The sequence below is a fragment of the Pseudoneobacillus rhizolycopersici genome (assembly GCF_054786815.1).
The window spans coordinates 54036-69757 of sequence record NZ_JBTOOE010000017.1 but is presented as its reverse complement, the minus strand read 5'-3'; the positions used below and the strand labels follow the sequence as shown (position 1 = coordinate 69757).

Genomic DNA, 15722 nt, shown 5'->3' with positions numbered 1-15722 from the left:
ACATTGTGATGTTCATTAATATACTTATATAGTCCTACGGAGTAACATCGGCTTTTACCATACGAGCTTTGCAACCAATGTTAAGACAATTAGAGAAAGAGGGAGGTCGTGTGGCTAATGGCAAATACCAAGTCGTTTGGCTATATCCCTGGTTTGGATGGGATAAGAGCGCTAGCAGTATTGGCGGTTATTGCTTATCATCTAAATTTGCCTTTTGCCCAAGGAGGTTTTTTAGGAGTAACCGTCTTTTTTGTGCTATCGGGTTTTTTAATTACCAGCTTGTTGATTTGGGAATGGGAGCACACAGCAACCATTAACTTGAAACAATTTTGGATTCGAAGGGCAAAACGTCTATTACCTGCGATGATTCTTTTATTAATCATCTTAAATGTTTTTATCCCTTTCTTTCGCCTAGAATTAGTTGCTAACCTCCGCCAAGATAGCATTGCCGCTTTTTTCTACTACAGTAATTGGTACTACATCTTTCAAGACATCCCCTATTTTGAGGCTTTTGGAATTACCTCATTATTAACCCATTTTTGGTCATTGGCGATTGAAGAACAATTTTATATTTTCTGGGCACCTTTAACCCTTTTACTCTTAAAATGGATTAGAAATCGTAAAGCTATTTTTACCCTATTATTATTTGGGGCAGCTTTGAGTGCGACAGCAATGACGCTGATATATGAACCTGATCTTGACCCAAGCCGTGTGTATTATGGAACAGATACACGATTGTTTTCATTATTAATCGGTGCAAGTTTCGCCATTCCTCTAAAAAAAATATCAATAAAATTAAATCGTTGGTCATTAGAGATTTTAGGATTAATTGGGATCCTAACTTTTATCGTAATGACAATTTTCATAAATCAATATGACCATTTTATTTATCAAGGGGGGATGGCCATATTGTCGATTGCTACAGCAGGATTGGTTTTATCAATGAAGGTTCCTTCTAATTTATTCATCAGAAGGTTTTTAGAACTTCAACCGTTGAAGTGGATTGGGCTCCGTTCCTATGGAATCTACCTGTGGCATTATCCGGTTATCTTGTTGACGACACCGAATGTGAATGTGGATGGGATTGATTATTTTTTGGTTCTTTTTCAAATTACTTTGTCCTTATTATTAGCTGCAATATCCTACACCATAATAGAAAAACCGATTCGCCGCGGACAATTTCGCTTCACTGTAAAAAATTCAACTATGATTGCCATATCGATTGGGTTCCTATTTGGGCTATCTAATCAAAACTATATTAACGAAACGGCTCATAGCCAAATGATTATGGATCATTCTGAAATAAATTTAGAACCAATCCCTCTAAATGAAAAAGATATTGGAATTAAGCAGGTACCTAAGCTCGACTTCACTCTTACTCAGCCAAATCAAAAACCTCCCGTTGAAGAAAAGGTACATTCTCCTACAAGCAGCAAAAATCAAAATACTCCACCGGTTAAGAAAGAAATGACAACCAAAATAACCGCGATTGGAGATTCCGTATTAATCATACCTGGACCACTTCTAAAAAAGAAATTTGCGAATATCACTGTCGATGCAAAGGTAAGCCGGCAGATGCACGCAGCCAAGGATATTGTTAGACAATTAAAGGCGAAAAATCAGCTAGGCGAAATCGTCGTTATCGAACTAGGCACGAATGGTCCTTTTCCGGAAAAGACGATTACTGATTTAATGAATACGATTGGGAAAGAGAGGAAGGTGCTTTTCATCAACGTAAGAGTGCCACGGCAATGGGAATCTATTGTAAATAAAAGGCTAATAGAGGCGAAGAAAAAGCATGGCAATATGATCATTGTGGATTGGTATGCAACAAGTGCAAATCATCCAGATTATTTTGCTAAAGACGGTGTGCATTTACAGCCCAAAGGAGCACAAGTTTATGCCAATATGATTGAAAAGGCTATTCAAAAAGCGGCGGCAGCATCAAAATAAACTTCTTCAAAAAAGGCAGTTAGCTTATGGATCCAGCTAGCTGCCAACTGCACTAGTATATTAAATTTATTCTTCATAAATCATTTTTCTGGTCATCCCGCCGTCAATCATTAGATTTGTGCCAGTAATAAAACGATTGTTTTCTGATGTTAAAAATAAGCAAGCCTGAGCGACATCAGCAGGAATTCCTACCCTTTTCGAAAAATGCTGTTCATGATCGATGGCTCTAAGTTGCGAATAGTCAGCTGTTTCAATCCAGCCTGGGGAAATGGCGTTAACTGTAATTCGATACTGACTAAACGATGCTGAAAGTGCATGAGTTAAAGAAATAATTCCCCCTTTTGTAGCTGCATAGCTTTCCGAATTTGGTTCTGACATGAACGCCCTTGTCGAAGCTATGTTGACAATCGACCCACCGTGCTCATTTTTTTGTATGTATTTTGCCGCTTCTCTAGAGCAAAGAAAAACACTGCGAAGGTTGGTTTGAATCACCTCGTCCCATTCTTCTATAGTTACTTCAAATGGGGATTTAAATAACCCTTTTCCAGCATTATTGATGAGAATATCAATAGTCTGATTGGTAGATACTGTTTTTTCCATTAACTCAATAATGTCTTTTTCATTTCGAACATCGGTTTTAACAAAAATGGCATTTGTTCCTATCTCTTTAGCTAAAGACTCTCCACCTACCTCGTCCATATCGGCAATAACAACCTTTGCCCCTTGTTCAGCGTAGGATAAGACAATCCCTCTTCCAATCCCATTTGCTCCACCCGTAATAATAACTACTTTATTTTTATAAGACAATCTAATCACTCCTTTCAATAATTAATGTACCAAGAAAGGAAAAGCCATTCCAGTTTAGTCCGGAATGGCTTTGTATTAGTATAAATTTTCGTTCTCAGGCTCATCGCTAAGCGTTTTTTCTTGGTACCAATTTGTAATCTGCGTTAAAATGGCAAAAGCAAAGAAAAAATTCATCGCCCATACATTAACAAATGGGGCAATTCCTCCGAATTCAATCGTGCTGTAGCCTTTCAGTTTCATGACAATCATTGATTCTATAAAAACAAGGATAAACCCAATAACACCGGACACAGCTGCTCTAATCATCCCGAATTCCCCTCACTTTATAATTATGTATACATTCGAACACTTTAGTGACAGTTTTGTGAAATCTCTTTACATAATTATATTTTAAAATGGTGGAAAACGAAAGCCTAAAAATAAAGAAACTCCCTTCGATAAAAGAAGGGAGTTCTCTCATTATACGATTACAGCTACTTTGGACCAATTATTTTTAACATGGATACCAGCATCCTTAAGGGTACGATAAATTGGACAACGAGTATCCACCTTTTCTTGTAATTCGTTTACTCTTTCTTGAGATTCAGACGTTACAACAAAGGCATCTACAATTACCTTACTAAAATAAGGTTTTACCTGCGGGTCTCCCATGAGGCCTCTAAGATCTAAACTACCTGACACTTGAAAGGATATGTCTTGGAGTTCGAACGCCATTTCTTTAGCAATCAATTGTGCCATCACATTTTCACATGCGATAAGAGATGACAAAAAGGCTGATAACGGGTCAATGGCGGAATCCTTGCCGCCGAATGATTCTGGCTCATCGATCGCTATGGTATGTTTTCCAGCAATTGCATCTAAACGCATTCCGCTTCCTTTACCCTCTACTTTAAACTGAACTAATTGTTCCATTTATCTCACTCCGTTATAAGTAACTGTCTCGCGTAGCATTTTTGCTGCTGTAGACATTACTTTTAATTTTTCAAAAGCAAGTTCGTCACTATTCATTGGCCTTTGGGCAAAGGTGCCAAAGCCGCAATCTGGGTTCAAGTATATTTTTTCTGCCGGCAAATGTTTTAAGGCTTCTTGGACACGGACGATGATTTCTTCTGCCGATTCAATTTCTTCTGTACGGGGATTAACGATTCCAAAGCCTAGTTCTTTTCCGCCAAATCCGGCGATTACATCCAACTCCCCAGCGCGAGGGGTGGCATATTCAAGCACAAGCTGGTCAACCTTCACATTAGATAAGTATGGTACAAGTGGGTCATAAGGTCCCTTCAATAATACCTGCTCCTGCGTACTCCAATTCCCACGACAAACATGGACACCAATTTTCGAGCCACGCTCCAGCATGCCAGCGGTTACCTGATTCATAAGGTCAAGCGCAAAGGCAATTTCTTCCTCTGCATCAGCCTTGGCTGTTAAAGCACCACACATAAACGTACGGTTGGCATTTTTTTGCGTAAATACAAGTTCAGTCAAGACTGGCTCATCAAATTGGATAAACTCTACCCCCGCTTCGATAAGATCCTCTACTTCCTCGCGGAGAACCTGAATAATATCAATCGCTAAATCTTCTTTTGTTGGATAGGCTTCCTTCGATAAACCTTCTACCCACATCGCCCTTGTCAACAAATAAGGACCAGGTAAAGTCATCTTTATCGCTTTATTTGTGTGTTTTTTTAGGAACAAATAGTCGTTTAATGCCAATGGTTTTCTTCGACTAATTTTACCAGTAGCAGCTGGATTGGACATCGAAAATGCCGGTACGTCTAATGTTCCTAAAATTTCTTCAAAGCTCGCTTTATCTTCAACATAATCCAGCAATTCGGAAACCATTAGCATGCGAACATTATGTAAATGCTCGGCGACAAACGAGATAAAATTATCGCGACGTTGTTCACCATCAGAAACAATATCGATGCTCGCTTGTTCTTGCCATTTTAAACACTGCAATACAGCCTGGTCTGCAATCGCTTGGAACTCCTCCTCGCTAATTCGTCCTGCACGTTTATCGCGCATGGCTCTTTGCACTTCTTTCGATCTAGGCCAACTTCCGATGACAGTTGTTGGAAATAACGGTAAAGTCATGGAATTTTCCACTCCTTTTAAAATACTATTGCGAGTTTTATATCAATTGTTATTGTAGATTTTAAAGTTTGATAGATTGGTGATCTAGCTATTGTTTTCTCCCAAATGTCATTTAGTACTTCCTCTGTTGCTGGTGATGAGACATAAAAGGTTCCGACGATCCTATTTACCTTTGGACTACCTTCTTCATCAAGCTCCAGATGATACAACACATTTTCCAAGTTCCCCTTCAGCGATACCTCAAGCTGATCGATTTCGACATTTCGCCTTGAGGCCTGTGCTTTAAAACCTACGACCATACAGGATGCAAGAGACGCAATAAAATAATCAATCGCACTTGGTGCATTAACTTTCACACTAAAATCAGCCTGTTGCCCAACGAAAAAGGTATGGTTTCTTGCGTGAACCTTGGCACTTAAATCCTTTTCGCCTTGAACGCGAACGGACCAATTATAGCTCTTTGCAGCAGCTAAATCGCTTTCCAATTCTTGTTGGCTAGAGCCCTTTTTAATAAAATAGCAAGTTGTATTATCACCTGGTTGTTGGCCAAGAAACTCATGTTTCACCATCCGACACCAGGCTGGCAAATCTTCTGCAACCGTTCTTTCACGACTTTTTACCTCTAAAACTTCACCATCAAGCAAGGGGTCCATCGCCTTTTTAATAATTAATAAAAGACCTGATCCACAATCTAAATCTCCACCATCACATACTGCCTGCGGAATAAACATGGCACTCACCGCTATTAATAAGTAATGGAAGCTGCACCCATACTTAGAAACTCAACTAATTTGGCCCCACCGACGATGGTTGCACCTTCTACGAGATTCTCTTCGTCGAGATTACGCTTCTTATAACATGGACTGCATACCCAAAGGGTTCCTCCTGCTTCCACAAATTGGTCCATTAATTGCTTTAAAGGGGCAAAACCCTCTTCATGAATTTCGTCTGCAAAGCCCTTTGCACCTAAATAAGCACCTTCAACATTAAGAAATACAACGGTTTCTTGACCTGAGGCAACTGCTGCATTAGCAACAACAAAACCAACTGTCGCTTTGTCAGGGTTATTCATCGCATTTGTCATACTCACTAAAAATTTTCCAGACATCTTTCATTCCTCCAATTTGGTAAGTTTTTATCCTTTTTTAATAAAATAATGACTTATCTTTCCGTAATCCTCCCTAAGAATCAGCTGATGTCTTTGCAATCGGCACCATGCTGGAATGTCCTCACGGGCACCTGGATCATAGGAAATAACTTCAATTAATTGCCCAGGTTTCATTTTTTTCATGGTGAGAAACAATTTCATGATTAATTCACCACAACCTGTTGGTCCAGCATCATAGATGAAATCTGGTTGGTTTTTATGCATCTTAGATCCTGCTCCTTTAACAAAAGGACGTACCCTATATTTGTCATGAACAATACAAATATAGGAGTCAATTTCATTATATAAAAGTGCTATCCTTAGATAAATCTAACTTATCTATCATATCTATCTAGAACAATCGATTTTTTGAATATCTTGGAGGTATGTTTATTATGGATTTACATCAACTATATGTTTTCACGAAGGTTGTCGAACATAAAAGTTTTTCCAAAGCAGCTGAGGCTATTTTTCTTAGCCAGTCAACGGTAAGTACCCATATTCAATCATTAGAGAAACTACTAAATGTCAATCTGTTCGATCGAATTGGACGCGAAAGTGTTTTAACCCCCTATGGGGAACGCTTATATCATTGGGCATTAAAGTTGTTATTTTTAAAGGATCAGGCACTACTAGACATTAATCATGAAGCGACCGATTTTTATGGAGAAATTCGAATGTGTGCCAGCACGGTCCCCGGACAATTCCTTGTCCCCAAAATGGTCAAGCAATTTCGGGAAACCTATCCAAATGCGAAATTTCATATTAGCCAAGCACCTTCAAAAATTGTTTCGGAAAAAGTGTTAGATGGAACTGTTGACCTAGGTATAATCGGGGAAAAATATGAAAATGACAAACTCGAATATTTTCCTTTATTTAAGGAACGATTAGTCTTGATTAGTTCGGATGCCTTTCCCTTCAATGGTCCTGTACGATTGGAATCCATAATTGATTACCCATTAATCATGAGGAATTCGGACTCAGGTACAAATTCGATTATGGAGCGTTTTTTCAAAAAGAAACGAATTCCATTAGATAAATTAAATGTTATTGCTTACACCGATTGTTCACAAAGCCTCATTCAATTCGTGAAAGAAGGGATTGGAGTTGCCATCATTTCTGAAATTGCTGCTAGGGGGGTAAAAACCAATCAACTACATATACATCCATTGGCCGATTTTTCAGAGGAGCGCTACTTTTATCTTGTCATTCATAAAAACAAAACACAGTCCATGTTGGCAAAATTGTTTATTGATACAATCACCTTAAATAAGAAAAGCCATTGAAAATTCAATGGCTTTTTTGACATACTTCTTTCACTATCTATTTAACTTCGATTACATATGGGAATGTAAAGACTTCACCATCAAACTTAAACTCCGCCCAAATTTTATAAATTCCAGGTTCCGTAAATGTTGTTTCAAAGATTGGTTTATCACCATGCTGTGGATGGACATGAAGATAATTATTTGCCTTCTCATCTATAATAACGACATGCCCAAGTGCTCCTAAATGTTGTTCGGGAAATTCCCCATTTAAATCAAACTTTAATTCGGTCGCTTCCTTTACTTTTAGCGATGTCATTTGTAATGTTGCCTGGTGCTCACCGACTTTTTTCACAAATGAAGTGTCTAGTTGCAAATGGCTATGATCATGATTACTGACAGGATTACCAAGTATAAATGAAATAGGTTGAACCTGATAAGCTAAATCCTTCGGTTTTATATCGACGAAAATTTTGTATGATCCGGCAGTTAATGTATGAGGTGTTTTAAAAACTCCTGGCTCGACCTGATCAGGATGCAAATGATAGTAATCGTTTAAATCGGTACTAACCACAATCAGATGCATTAATTTCTCATGGTTTACTTCAATGTCTGATACAGGATCACCGCTTTTATCTTTTAAGGTGATGAATAGATTGCCCGCTTCATCATGAACCATGGCCAAGACCTCGCTGTCACCATGGTTTTCACCATGCTCGGAATGTCCATCTCCATGGTTATCTCCAGTATGTTCATCACTAGGTTCCGTTTTATCAGTATCAGAATGCTCAGTTTTAGAGTTATGTTGATCCATACTATTTCCATGACTTGCTTCTTTCAAGTTTTCACCCGAATTGGCGGCGTATGCATAAAATGCTCCAACAACAACCAGCAAATAAACCCCTGCGGATATTGCCCATTTTTTCATATAAATTTCTCCTTATAATTTTACTCTCTGTAAACGAAGGGCATTCAATACAACGGATACTGAGCTAAATGCCATTGCAGCTCCTGCCAACCATGGAGCTAAAAAGCCAATGGCTGCAATTGGAATTCCAATTGTATTATAGGCAAATGCCCAGAATAAGTTTTGTTTGATATTAGTGATTGTTTTTTTACTCATGTAAATCGCATCAGCGATACTGTTAAGATCGCCGCGAATGAGCGTAATATCTGCTGCTTCCATTGCCACGTCTGTTCCAGTTCCGATGGCCATACCAATGTCTGCTACAGCAAGTGCCGGAGCGTCATTAATTCCATCCCCAACCATCGCTACTTTTTTGCCTTGCTGCTGGAGCTTTTTGACTTCCTCTGCTTTTCCTTCAGGTAAAACTTCAGCAATCACATGATTAACCCCTGCTTGTTTTGCAATTGCTTGAGCTGTTTGGTAATTGTCACCAGTAAACATGATGACTTCAAGTCCCATATCTTTAAGCCGTTTAATCGCTTGAGTTGACGTTTCTTTAATGGTGTCCGCTACAGCAATAATTCCAGCATAAACTCCGTCGATGGCTACAAGCATTGCTGTTTTTCCTTGTTTTTCGAGAGATTCCATGGAGTTAAGTTCATTTTCTATTTCAATATCAAATTTTTTCATAAGCCGGCGAGTTCCAATTAAGACTTCTAGACCTTCAACGGTTGCCTTGATTCCATAACCAGGTATAGCCTCAAAATCTGTAACATCCTTTAATAGAACATTTTTCTCTTTAATCCCTTGAACAATCGCTTGAGCTAATGGGTGCTCTGATTGTTTCTCTGCCGAACCAACCAATGAAAGAAATCTAATTTGATTCATTTCCGTAATGACATCAGTTAAAACAGGCTCTCCATTTGTAATGGTACCAGTTTTATCCAGAATAACTGTATTAATACGGTGTGTCATTTCTAGGTGTTCCCCCCCTTTAAAAAGGATACCGAATTCGGCAGCCCGACCAGAGCCAGCCATAATTGATGTCGGTGTAGCTAGACCAAGCGCACATGGGCAAGCAATCACTAGCACAGCAATCATTTTTTCTAGCGCCCCGGCAAAATTCCCTGGCTCCACCAAGAAGAACCAAACTAAGAATGTAATTATCGCTATCCCAACAACGATCGGAACAAAAATTCCCGAAATGGAGTCAGCCAAACGTTGAATCGGTGCTTTAGATCCCTGTGCTTCCTCCACCACCTTAATAATTTGAGCGAGTGCAGTGTCCTTTCCAACTTTTGTTGCCTTCATTTTAATAAATCCATTTTTGTTGATTGTTGCTCCAATCACTTTGTCGCCAGAAGTTTTGTCAGCGGGAACACTTTCCCCGGTAATCATGGATTCATCAAGTGCTGTCCGCCCTTCAAGGATTTCACCATCAACTGGAATCTTTTCACCCGGTTTGACGAAAATGATGTCACCAACCACGACATCCTCAAGTGGGATCTCCGTTTCTTCACCAGTTCTTAAGACGGTAGCCGTTTGCGCTTGCAAGCCCATAAGCTTCTTAATTGCTTCGGATGATCTGCCTTTTGCTTTCGCTTCGAAAAGTTTTCCAAGGATAATAAGTGTAATAAGAATGGCACTTGTTTCGAAATAAAGGCCAACACCATGTGTGCCATTATTAATGGTTAAAATCGATAAGTACACACTGTAAAAATAGGCGGCTGATGTCCCTAAGACAACGAGGACATCCATATTTGCACTACCGTTTCGTAATGCTTTGTATGCGCCAACAAAAAATTGCTTGCCGATATAAAATTGCACCGGTGTTGCTAATGCCATTTGCACCCAAGGGTTCATGAAGGCATCAGGGACATAAAGAAATTGCGTAAAGCTAAAGTGACCCACCATTGCCCATAACAGTGGCAAGGATAGAATCAAAGAAAAAATAAATTTCCCTTGCTGTGTTTCAATTTCTTTCATGCGCTTATCCACAGTATCTTGTTCGTTTGCGTCGCTTTTGACAGTAGCCCCGTAGCCTAATTTTTCAACCTTTTGAATCATGTCCTTTGGTGTTAATATGGATGGGTTGTATTCAATAGTAGCTTTTTCTAAGGCGAGATTGACATTGGTATTCATGATACCTTCCATCTTGTTAAGGCCCTTTTCAATTCTCGCCGAACATGCAGCGCAGGTCATGCCGGTTATATCAAACTCAACTTTATTCGTGATTACGTCATACCCAAGGGCTTGAACCTTTTTCTGAATTTCTGCTGGGCCAAGTTTGGCAGCATCGTATTTGATGGTTGCCTTTTCTAACGCAAGGTTGACATTTGCTTCCTCGACGCCTTCCATTTTCTTTAATCCCTTTTCAATTCTAATTGCACAAGCTGCACAAGTCATGCCGGTTATTTGAAAATGGCTTTCCTGAACTTTTTCACTCATTTCGGATTCTCCTTATACCTACACGGGGTATATTTTTCTGAAAAAGAGACGTGCTAGGGAACTAGCACGGTCTCTTCGACTTTTAGTTAACATCGTATCCTTGATCATCGATTGTTTCTTTGATTTGCTCTACTGTTACCTCTGAACCGCTAAATTCAACATCAACAGTCCCGTTTTCAAGATGAACTTTTACAGAAGAGACTCCTTTGAGTTCACCAACACTGCCTTCAACAGCTTTTACACAATGACCACATGACATACCTGAAACGTTTAACGTAACTTTTTCCATTTGAATCGTCCCCTTTTATTTTAGCAATTATAGTAAAAATTGAGCCGTTTATTTTTTCATAAGTCGTTGAATCGTAACCAGGATTTCATCGACAACTTCCATGTCACCCTCTTGAATTCGTTCAACAACACAGCTTTTTAGATGACCTTCTAGCAAAACTTTTGCAACACTGTTGAGGGCAGACTGTGTGGCAGAGATTTGGGTAATGACATCATCACAATAAGTGTCCTTTTCAATCAATCCTTTTATCCCCCGAATTTGGCCTTCGATTCGATTAAGTCGGGTAATTAAATTGCTTTTAACTTTATCGGAGTGGTGACTTTTGCGTTCGCTGGATGTAGAACAGCATGATTCCTCTCCATCTAGATTTTCATTATTATCAAATTCAGTTGCCATATCTTCCCTCCTTTGTTTTATTATATTATACCCCTGTACGGTATGTAAAGTGTTGAATTTGTATTTTTTTTGAATTTTTTAGAGTTAAATGCCACCATTTTGAGATTGAAACATGGAATCGGACTCCCATACAAGTGATGGGGATTTTAGCAACTTTCTTTACCGCTAAATAGTTAAAAGCCGATGCTGCACACGCAACACCGACTTAATAAAGTTTGTTAATTTTTATAATACGGCAAACATTTTCCGCTGCGTGTGCTAGGTTGATGGGACCACTGGCTAATGCCTCTTCAATTGTGGAGGGCTCTTTGAGAATCCCGACAATAGCGGTGAACCCATGGTCATATAGGTCCCGAGCGTTTTCACCTATTCTACCTGCAAACGCGATCACCGGAACCCCCAACTCTATAGCTACTGTGGCTACACCGAAAGGAGTTTTTCCATACATTGTTTGCCCGTCGATACTGCCTTCACCCGTAAAAACATAGTCAGCACCGGCCATTTTGTTTATTAAATCTGTATATTTAATGACAAGATGAATTCCTTTTTTCAGCTCTGCATTAAGAAATGCTAATAATCCTGCCCCTAACCCACCAGCAGCACCTGAACCTTCTACATTGGCAATATCGATTCCAATCCTAGCCTTAATCATTTCGGCAAAATGAGCCAGATTTTGGTCTAATTGCTTTACTACATCAGGTGTGGCTCCTTTTTGAGGTCCGAAAATATAGGAAGCCCCACTTTCCCCAATTAACGGATTCGATACATCGCAGGCGACTTCAATGTTAACATCTGCCAATCTCCTATCTAAACCGCTTAAATCAATGGATTGAAGTTGGCCAATTGCCCCGCCACCAAATCCCAGTTCTACACCCGCCTTATCTTTAAAGGATACCCCAAGTGCTTGCAGCATTCCGACTCCACCATCGTTCGTGGCACTACCGCCAATACCAATTAAAATATTTTTAACACCATCATCCAGAGCAAGTTTAATTAGTTCACCCGTTCCATATGTAGTGGTGAGCAGTGGGTTACGATTCTCTTTTTTAATTAATTCAAGCCCACTCGCGCTTGCCATCTCGATGACCGCTGCTTCTCCGTTGCCAAGCAAGCCGTATTCAGCGATGACCTTTTCTCCTAGTGGACCGATCACCTCGACCTTTTTGATAACACCATTCAGTCCGTCAACTAATGATTGAACGGTTCCTTCCCCACCATCAGCCATTGGAACGATAACACATTCCGCTTCAGGATAGACCCGACGAATTCCCTCCTCCATGGCTAATGCGGCTTTTTTAGCTGTCATACTCTCTTTAAATGAATCTGGAGCCAAGATAAATTTCATTTACGCTCGTCCCTTTTCAATATACACACTCATATTTTCAACTAGTATAATTGCATTAATAAATTGGCTGAGCTATCTTCCTTTATCGTTTGGGATGGGTAGAGATAGACAGAAGGATCACGCTCACAGAGTATCCTCCATGCTTCTACACATCTTGGGTCAAAATGAACTCCTTTTTGTCCCTCGATGAATTTCATTGCTTCTTCATGTGTCCATGCTTTCCGATAGGAACGATCAGAGGTAAGTGCATCATAAACATCTACAACGGCCACAACTCTTGCAAGAAAAGGTATTTTCTCTCTCTCTAGTCTATCGGGGTATCCTGACCCATCCCATTTTTCATGATGAGATCTAATGATGCTCATTTCTTCTTTCATAAACCCAATATCTCGGCACATTTCATAGCCATATAAAGGATGCTGCTCAATGACGATTCGCTCCTCTGGAGATAATCTGCCCGGTTTATTTAATATGGAATCAGGGATTCTTATTTTCCCAACATCATGAAGAAGAGTCCCTTGAGCGATAGCACGGAGCTGCTCAGGGTTTAGCCGAAGAGCTTCCGCTAATTTTAATGCATACATCGTTACCCGGTATGTATGACCAACTGTATAAAGGTCCTTTTCCTCTGTTTTCATAACAAGCTTTCTAACACTTGGAGAAACGCTACTTGTGATTCTTTCAAGAAGGTCATTGGTAAATATTGCTTTCAGCGCAGCTGATAAAGTACCTTTTTCAACATATTGATTTTTTAATCCAACCAGCATAACAATCATTGAAGCAAGCAATAAGAAATGGTATAACCACCAGCTTAACTTCCACAATTCACCGTTGATCATGATAATTTGTGAGACAATTAACCATCCTGTACTGTAGACAATCGATATTTGCAATGAAAATCTTGTAAACCGATACGACTGATAGTAGCGAAACATTGTAATGAGATTTAACACAATCGTCATAAGCATAACTATATAGTTTAATGGCCTAACGGTTAACGGGATAAAGTCCACAATATGAGGGTTTAGCATCGTAACTACACCAAATACCATTAACATTAATATCCAGATTGGCAACAAACGTTGTATTCTTCGTAAAAAAAAGACAACTATTTTATTATCGGTTGATAAGGAAGAAAGCCAAAGCCAAATCGTCGCTAACACCATGCTTAATTGGGCAGCAACACTTGGTAGGTGAGACATCTCTAGTATAAAATTTGGTGTTGATAACCCGTGAATCGCAAACAATTGCGCTAAGGAAATGAAGGCCAATGATAGAAAAGTAATCTTAATATTTCTTAGTCTGTAACCAACGAACCCAATAGCTATGGCAAAAAATGTCGCAAGTAAAGATACTGCTGTTACAATATAAAAATGACCAAAAGGCATTGGTAAGTTGGGATCTACAAACAAACCAGATCTTAAGCTTTCAAAAAATAAATACGGAAATATCATCGCTAATATTGGACCAAAAAGCCTATGCCTTCTCACGCAATTTCCCCCAGAAATGTATAAAAATGAAAAAGAATGACTTTATATTAGCATAATTCTTAATAGTAGAAAACTATATATTGACAAAATAATTAGAAAAGTGGCAAATTTCGACATGAAATTTGCCACTCCTTTCTATTCTTTTTCTTCTAACATTAATTCTAATATTAGTTTATCCGTTTGCAGCGTCCCTTGGTTTCCAAGTTTACAGAAACTTTCGATGCTTTTTTCAACATTATTATGAATAAACCCATCCGTGGACTGGATTTTTTTCTGATTCATTGCAAGGAGGGCTGATTGGACCGCTACGTTGGAACAGGTAGAAACCTTCATGGCACAACCAGCTTTCGCTCCATCACAAATCATCCCGGTCACATTGCCAATTGTATTTTGAACAGCTGCTTCTACTTCATTAAGTTCACCGCCAAGGAGATAAGCAATCGCTCCACTTGCTCCCATTCCGGCTGCTGTTACCCCGCATAACGCTGAAAGTCTACCAAACTTTGATTTAATATGAATTGTCAGTAAATGACTTAAAGCAACTGCTCTAATCATTGTTTCCTCATCGACATTTAATTTCTCAGCAACCGCCACTACAGGAAGCGTTACCGCTATGCCCTGATTTCCACTACCCGTATTCGCCATAACCGGCATTGTGCTCCCAGCCATTCTAGCATCAGATCCCGCGGCTGCAAGCGACATCGCTCTAGTAGCAAGATCATCAGATAAGTAACCCTTTTCAACATTTTCTTTTATCGTTTTTCCGACGCTTAATCCGTAGGAATTGGCCAAACCTTCAAGACCGATCGCCTTATTCAACTCAATGCTCTTTTTCACAAGATATAGCTCATCTATCTGTACAGTTTTAATAAAATCAAAGATTGTTGTGATCGTTAAATCAGTCAATAAATCAGGATCTGAGAGAATCCCAATATGCTCACACCCCCCTTGATACAATAGTTGGCCGTTTCTTTCTATTGATTCAATATTGGTGTGATTGTCGGCGATGACAACCTTTATCGTGTCTATTTCAGATGTTGCGACTACTTCTATATATAGTTTTTTTGGTGACTCAGAGATAGAAACAGAAATGATTCCTTTTTGTATTAACTGTTTCGCTATTTCCTCATCCTGATCTGTAATGTTTTCCAACACTTCTAGCTTTTTATCAGGATTACCGGCAACGAAACCAATTGCCGCTGCAAAATCAATTCCTGTTGACTTCATTCCTGGAATCCCAACAGCTTTCGCATTTTTTAATATGTTTCCGCTTACCTTTACTTGAAGACCCTCTACTTGACCGGAAAGATATTTTTTAGCTGATGCAGCTGCTAATGCAATCGCAACAGGTTCAGTGCAACCTAAAGCTATGACTAATTCCTGTTCTAATATATTGACTATTTTTTGCTGGTCCATGTTTATCCCCTTTGTCCGAAAAAATGTAACCGTTTGCTAAAATTATACTTGGCTAAATAATAAATTGCTATGAAAAGAGCTTATTTTGAGAGTTTTCAGATTTCATCCTATTCATATCGATTTCAATTCGTTATAATAATATTTTAGCCTTTTCAATTGGTACTA

16 protein-coding genes are annotated in these 15722 nt (G+C 39.2%); 2 read left to right on the top strand and 14 right to left on the bottom strand.

From position 1 onward, the window contains the following. Positions 1-117 precede the first annotated feature (117 nt). Positions 118-1953: an acyltransferase family protein gene (locus tag ACX9YW_RS16225; RefSeq protein ID WP_460348308.1), complete on the top strand. Its 1836-nt coding sequence runs from the start codon at positions 118-120 to the stop codon at positions 1951-1953. A gap of 66 nt (positions 1954-2019) precedes the next feature. Here ACX9YW_RS16225 and ACX9YW_RS16220 read toward each other — a convergent pair whose 3' ends face one another. The 7 genes from ACX9YW_RS16220 to ACX9YW_RS16190 all read right to left on the bottom strand — a co-directional run bounded on the left by ACX9YW_RS16220 (position 2020) and on the right by ACX9YW_RS16190 (position 6226). Next, the gene (locus ACX9YW_RS16220) at positions 2020-2760 is read right to left on the bottom strand and encodes a glucose 1-dehydrogenase (protein ID WP_460348306.1); all 741 of its coding nucleotides are present in this window, start codon (positions 2758-2760) and stop codon (positions 2020-2022) included. Between the two features lie 75 nt (positions 2761-2835). After that, a complete protein-coding gene (locus ACX9YW_RS16215) occupies positions 2836-3066 on the bottom strand; it encodes a hypothetical protein (protein ID WP_460348304.1) in 231 nt (76 codons plus the stop codon). Positions 3067-3219: 153 nt separating this feature from the next. Then, positions 3220-3672, bottom strand: a complete 453-nt coding sequence (locus ACX9YW_RS16210; protein WP_460348301.1) for an OsmC family protein — start codon at positions 3670-3672, stop codon at positions 3220-3222. Continuing rightward, the gene (locus ACX9YW_RS16205) at positions 3673-4854 is read right to left on the bottom strand and encodes a vitamin-B12 independent methionine synthase (RefSeq protein ID WP_460348299.1); all 1182 of its coding nucleotides are present in this window, start codon (positions 4852-4854) and stop codon (positions 3673-3675) included. 17 nt (positions 4855-4871) lie between these two features. Beyond that, entirely contained in the window at positions 4872-5585 is a 714-nt protein-coding gene (locus ACX9YW_RS16200) for a sulfurtransferase TusA family protein (protein ID WP_460348297.1), read from the bottom strand. Between the two features lie 14 nt (positions 5586-5599). Further along, complete coding sequence (locus tag ACX9YW_RS16195) at positions 5600-5962, bottom strand: DsrE family protein (RefSeq protein ID WP_460348295.1); 363 nt, start codon at positions 5960-5962, stop codon at positions 5600-5602. Between the two features lie 27 nt (positions 5963-5989). After that, positions 5990-6226 (bottom strand): sulfurtransferase TusA family protein, encoded by a 237-nt coding sequence (locus ACX9YW_RS16190; RefSeq protein WP_460348293.1) that lies wholly within the window; start codon positions 6224-6226, stop codon positions 5990-5992. Between the two features lie 170 nt (positions 6227-6396). Here ACX9YW_RS16190 and ACX9YW_RS16185 point away from each other — a divergent pair, with 170 nt between their 5' ends. Beyond that, the gene (locus tag ACX9YW_RS16185; RefSeq protein WP_460348291.1) at positions 6397-7287 is read left to right on the top strand and encodes a selenium metabolism-associated LysR family transcriptional regulator; all 891 of its coding nucleotides are present in this window, start codon (positions 6397-6399) and stop codon (positions 7285-7287) included. 37 nt (positions 7288-7324) lie between these two features. Here the strand turns inward: ACX9YW_RS16185 and ACX9YW_RS16180 are convergent, their stop codons facing one another. The 7 genes from ACX9YW_RS16180 to ACX9YW_RS16150 all read right to left on the bottom strand — a co-directional run bounded on the left by ACX9YW_RS16180 (position 7325) and on the right by ACX9YW_RS16150 (position 15557). Further along, positions 7325-8194: a DUF8832 domain-containing protein gene (locus tag ACX9YW_RS16180; RefSeq protein ID WP_460348288.1), complete on the bottom strand. Its 870-nt coding sequence runs from the start codon at positions 8192-8194 to the stop codon at positions 7325-7327. Between the two features lie 12 nt (positions 8195-8206). After that, positions 8207-10621 carry a heavy metal translocating P-type ATPase gene (locus tag ACX9YW_RS16175; protein WP_460348285.1) on the bottom strand — a complete coding sequence of 805 codons (2415 nt, stop codon included), beginning with the start codon at positions 10619-10621 and terminating at the stop codon, positions 8207-8209. A gap of 82 nt (positions 10622-10703) precedes the next feature. Beyond that, a complete protein-coding gene (gene copZ, locus ACX9YW_RS16170) occupies positions 10704-10910 on the bottom strand; it encodes a copper chaperone CopZ (protein ID WP_460348282.1) in 207 nt (68 codons plus the stop codon). A 48-nt stretch (positions 10911-10958) separates the two neighbouring features. Continuing rightward, positions 10959-11306: a metal-sensitive transcriptional regulator gene (locus tag ACX9YW_RS16165; protein ID WP_460348279.1), complete on the bottom strand. Its 348-nt coding sequence runs from the start codon at positions 11304-11306 to the stop codon at positions 10959-10961. Between the two features lie 205 nt (positions 11307-11511). After that, complete coding sequence (locus tag ACX9YW_RS16160; RefSeq protein ID WP_460348276.1) at positions 11512-12651, bottom strand: glycerate kinase family protein; 1140 nt, start codon at positions 12649-12651, stop codon at positions 11512-11514. A gap of 41 nt (positions 12652-12692) precedes the next feature. After that, entirely contained in the window at positions 12693-14141 is a 1449-nt protein-coding gene (locus ACX9YW_RS16155; RefSeq protein WP_460348273.1) for an HD-GYP domain-containing protein, read from the bottom strand. A 135-nt stretch (positions 14142-14276) separates the two neighbouring features. Then, positions 14277-15557 (bottom strand): L-cysteine desulfidase family protein, encoded by a 1281-nt coding sequence (locus ACX9YW_RS16150; RefSeq protein WP_460348270.1) that lies wholly within the window; start codon positions 15555-15557, stop codon positions 14277-14279. Positions 15558-15722 lie beyond the last annotated feature (165 nt).

What these genes read in the sequence shown, in the direction of transcription:
- ACX9YW_RS16175 (WP_460348285.1), bottom strand. Translation starts at nt 10,621, where the DNA reads ATGAGTGAAAAAGTTCAGGAAAGCCATTTTCAAATAACCGGCATGACT.
- ACX9YW_RS16225 (WP_460348308.1), top strand. Translation starts at nt 118, where the DNA reads ATGGCAAATACCAAGTCGTTTGGCTATATCCCTGGTTTGGATGGGATA.
- ACX9YW_RS16195 (WP_460348295.1), bottom strand. Translation starts at nt 5,962, where the DNA reads ATGTCTGGAAAATTTTTAGTGAGTATGACAAATGCGATGAATAACCCT.
- ACX9YW_RS16160 (WP_460348276.1), bottom strand. Translation starts at nt 12,651, where the DNA reads ATGAAATTTATCTTGGCTCCAGATTCATTTAAAGAGAGTATGACAGCT.
- ACX9YW_RS16210 (WP_460348301.1), bottom strand. Translation starts at nt 3,672, where the DNA reads ATGGAACAATTAGTTCAGTTTAAAGTAGAGGGTAAAGGAAGCGGAATG.
- ACX9YW_RS16185 (WP_460348291.1), top strand. Translation starts at nt 6,397, where the DNA reads ATGGATTTACATCAACTATATGTTTTCACGAAGGTTGTCGAACATAAA.
- ACX9YW_RS16150 (WP_460348270.1), bottom strand. Translation starts at nt 15,557, where the DNA reads ATGGACCAGCAAAAAATAGTCAATATATTAGAACAGGAATTAGTCATA.
- ACX9YW_RS16200 (WP_460348297.1), bottom strand. Translation starts at nt 5,585, where the DNA reads ATGTTTATTCCGCAGGCAGTATGTGATGGTGGAGATTTAGATTGTGGA.
- ACX9YW_RS16215 (WP_460348304.1), bottom strand. Translation starts at nt 3,066, where the DNA reads ATGATTAGAGCAGCTGTGTCCGGTGTTATTGGGTTTATCCTTGTTTTT.
- ACX9YW_RS16205 (WP_460348299.1), bottom strand. Translation starts at nt 4,854, where the DNA reads ATGACTTTACCGTTATTTCCAACAACTGTCATCGGAAGTTGGCCTAGA.
- ACX9YW_RS16180 (WP_460348288.1), bottom strand. Translation starts at nt 8,194, where the DNA reads ATGAAAAAATGGGCAATATCCGCAGGGGTTTATTTGCTGGTTGTTGTT.
- copZ (WP_460348282.1), bottom strand. Translation starts at nt 10,910, where the DNA reads ATGGAAAAAGTTACGTTAAACGTTTCAGGTATGTCATGTGGTCATTGT.
- ACX9YW_RS16190 (WP_460348293.1), bottom strand. Translation starts at nt 6,226, where the DNA reads ATGCATAAAAACCAACCAGATTTCATCTATGATGCTGGACCAACAGGT.
- ACX9YW_RS16165 (WP_460348279.1), bottom strand. Translation starts at nt 11,306, where the DNA reads ATGGCAACTGAATTTGATAATAATGAAAATCTAGATGGAGAGGAATCA.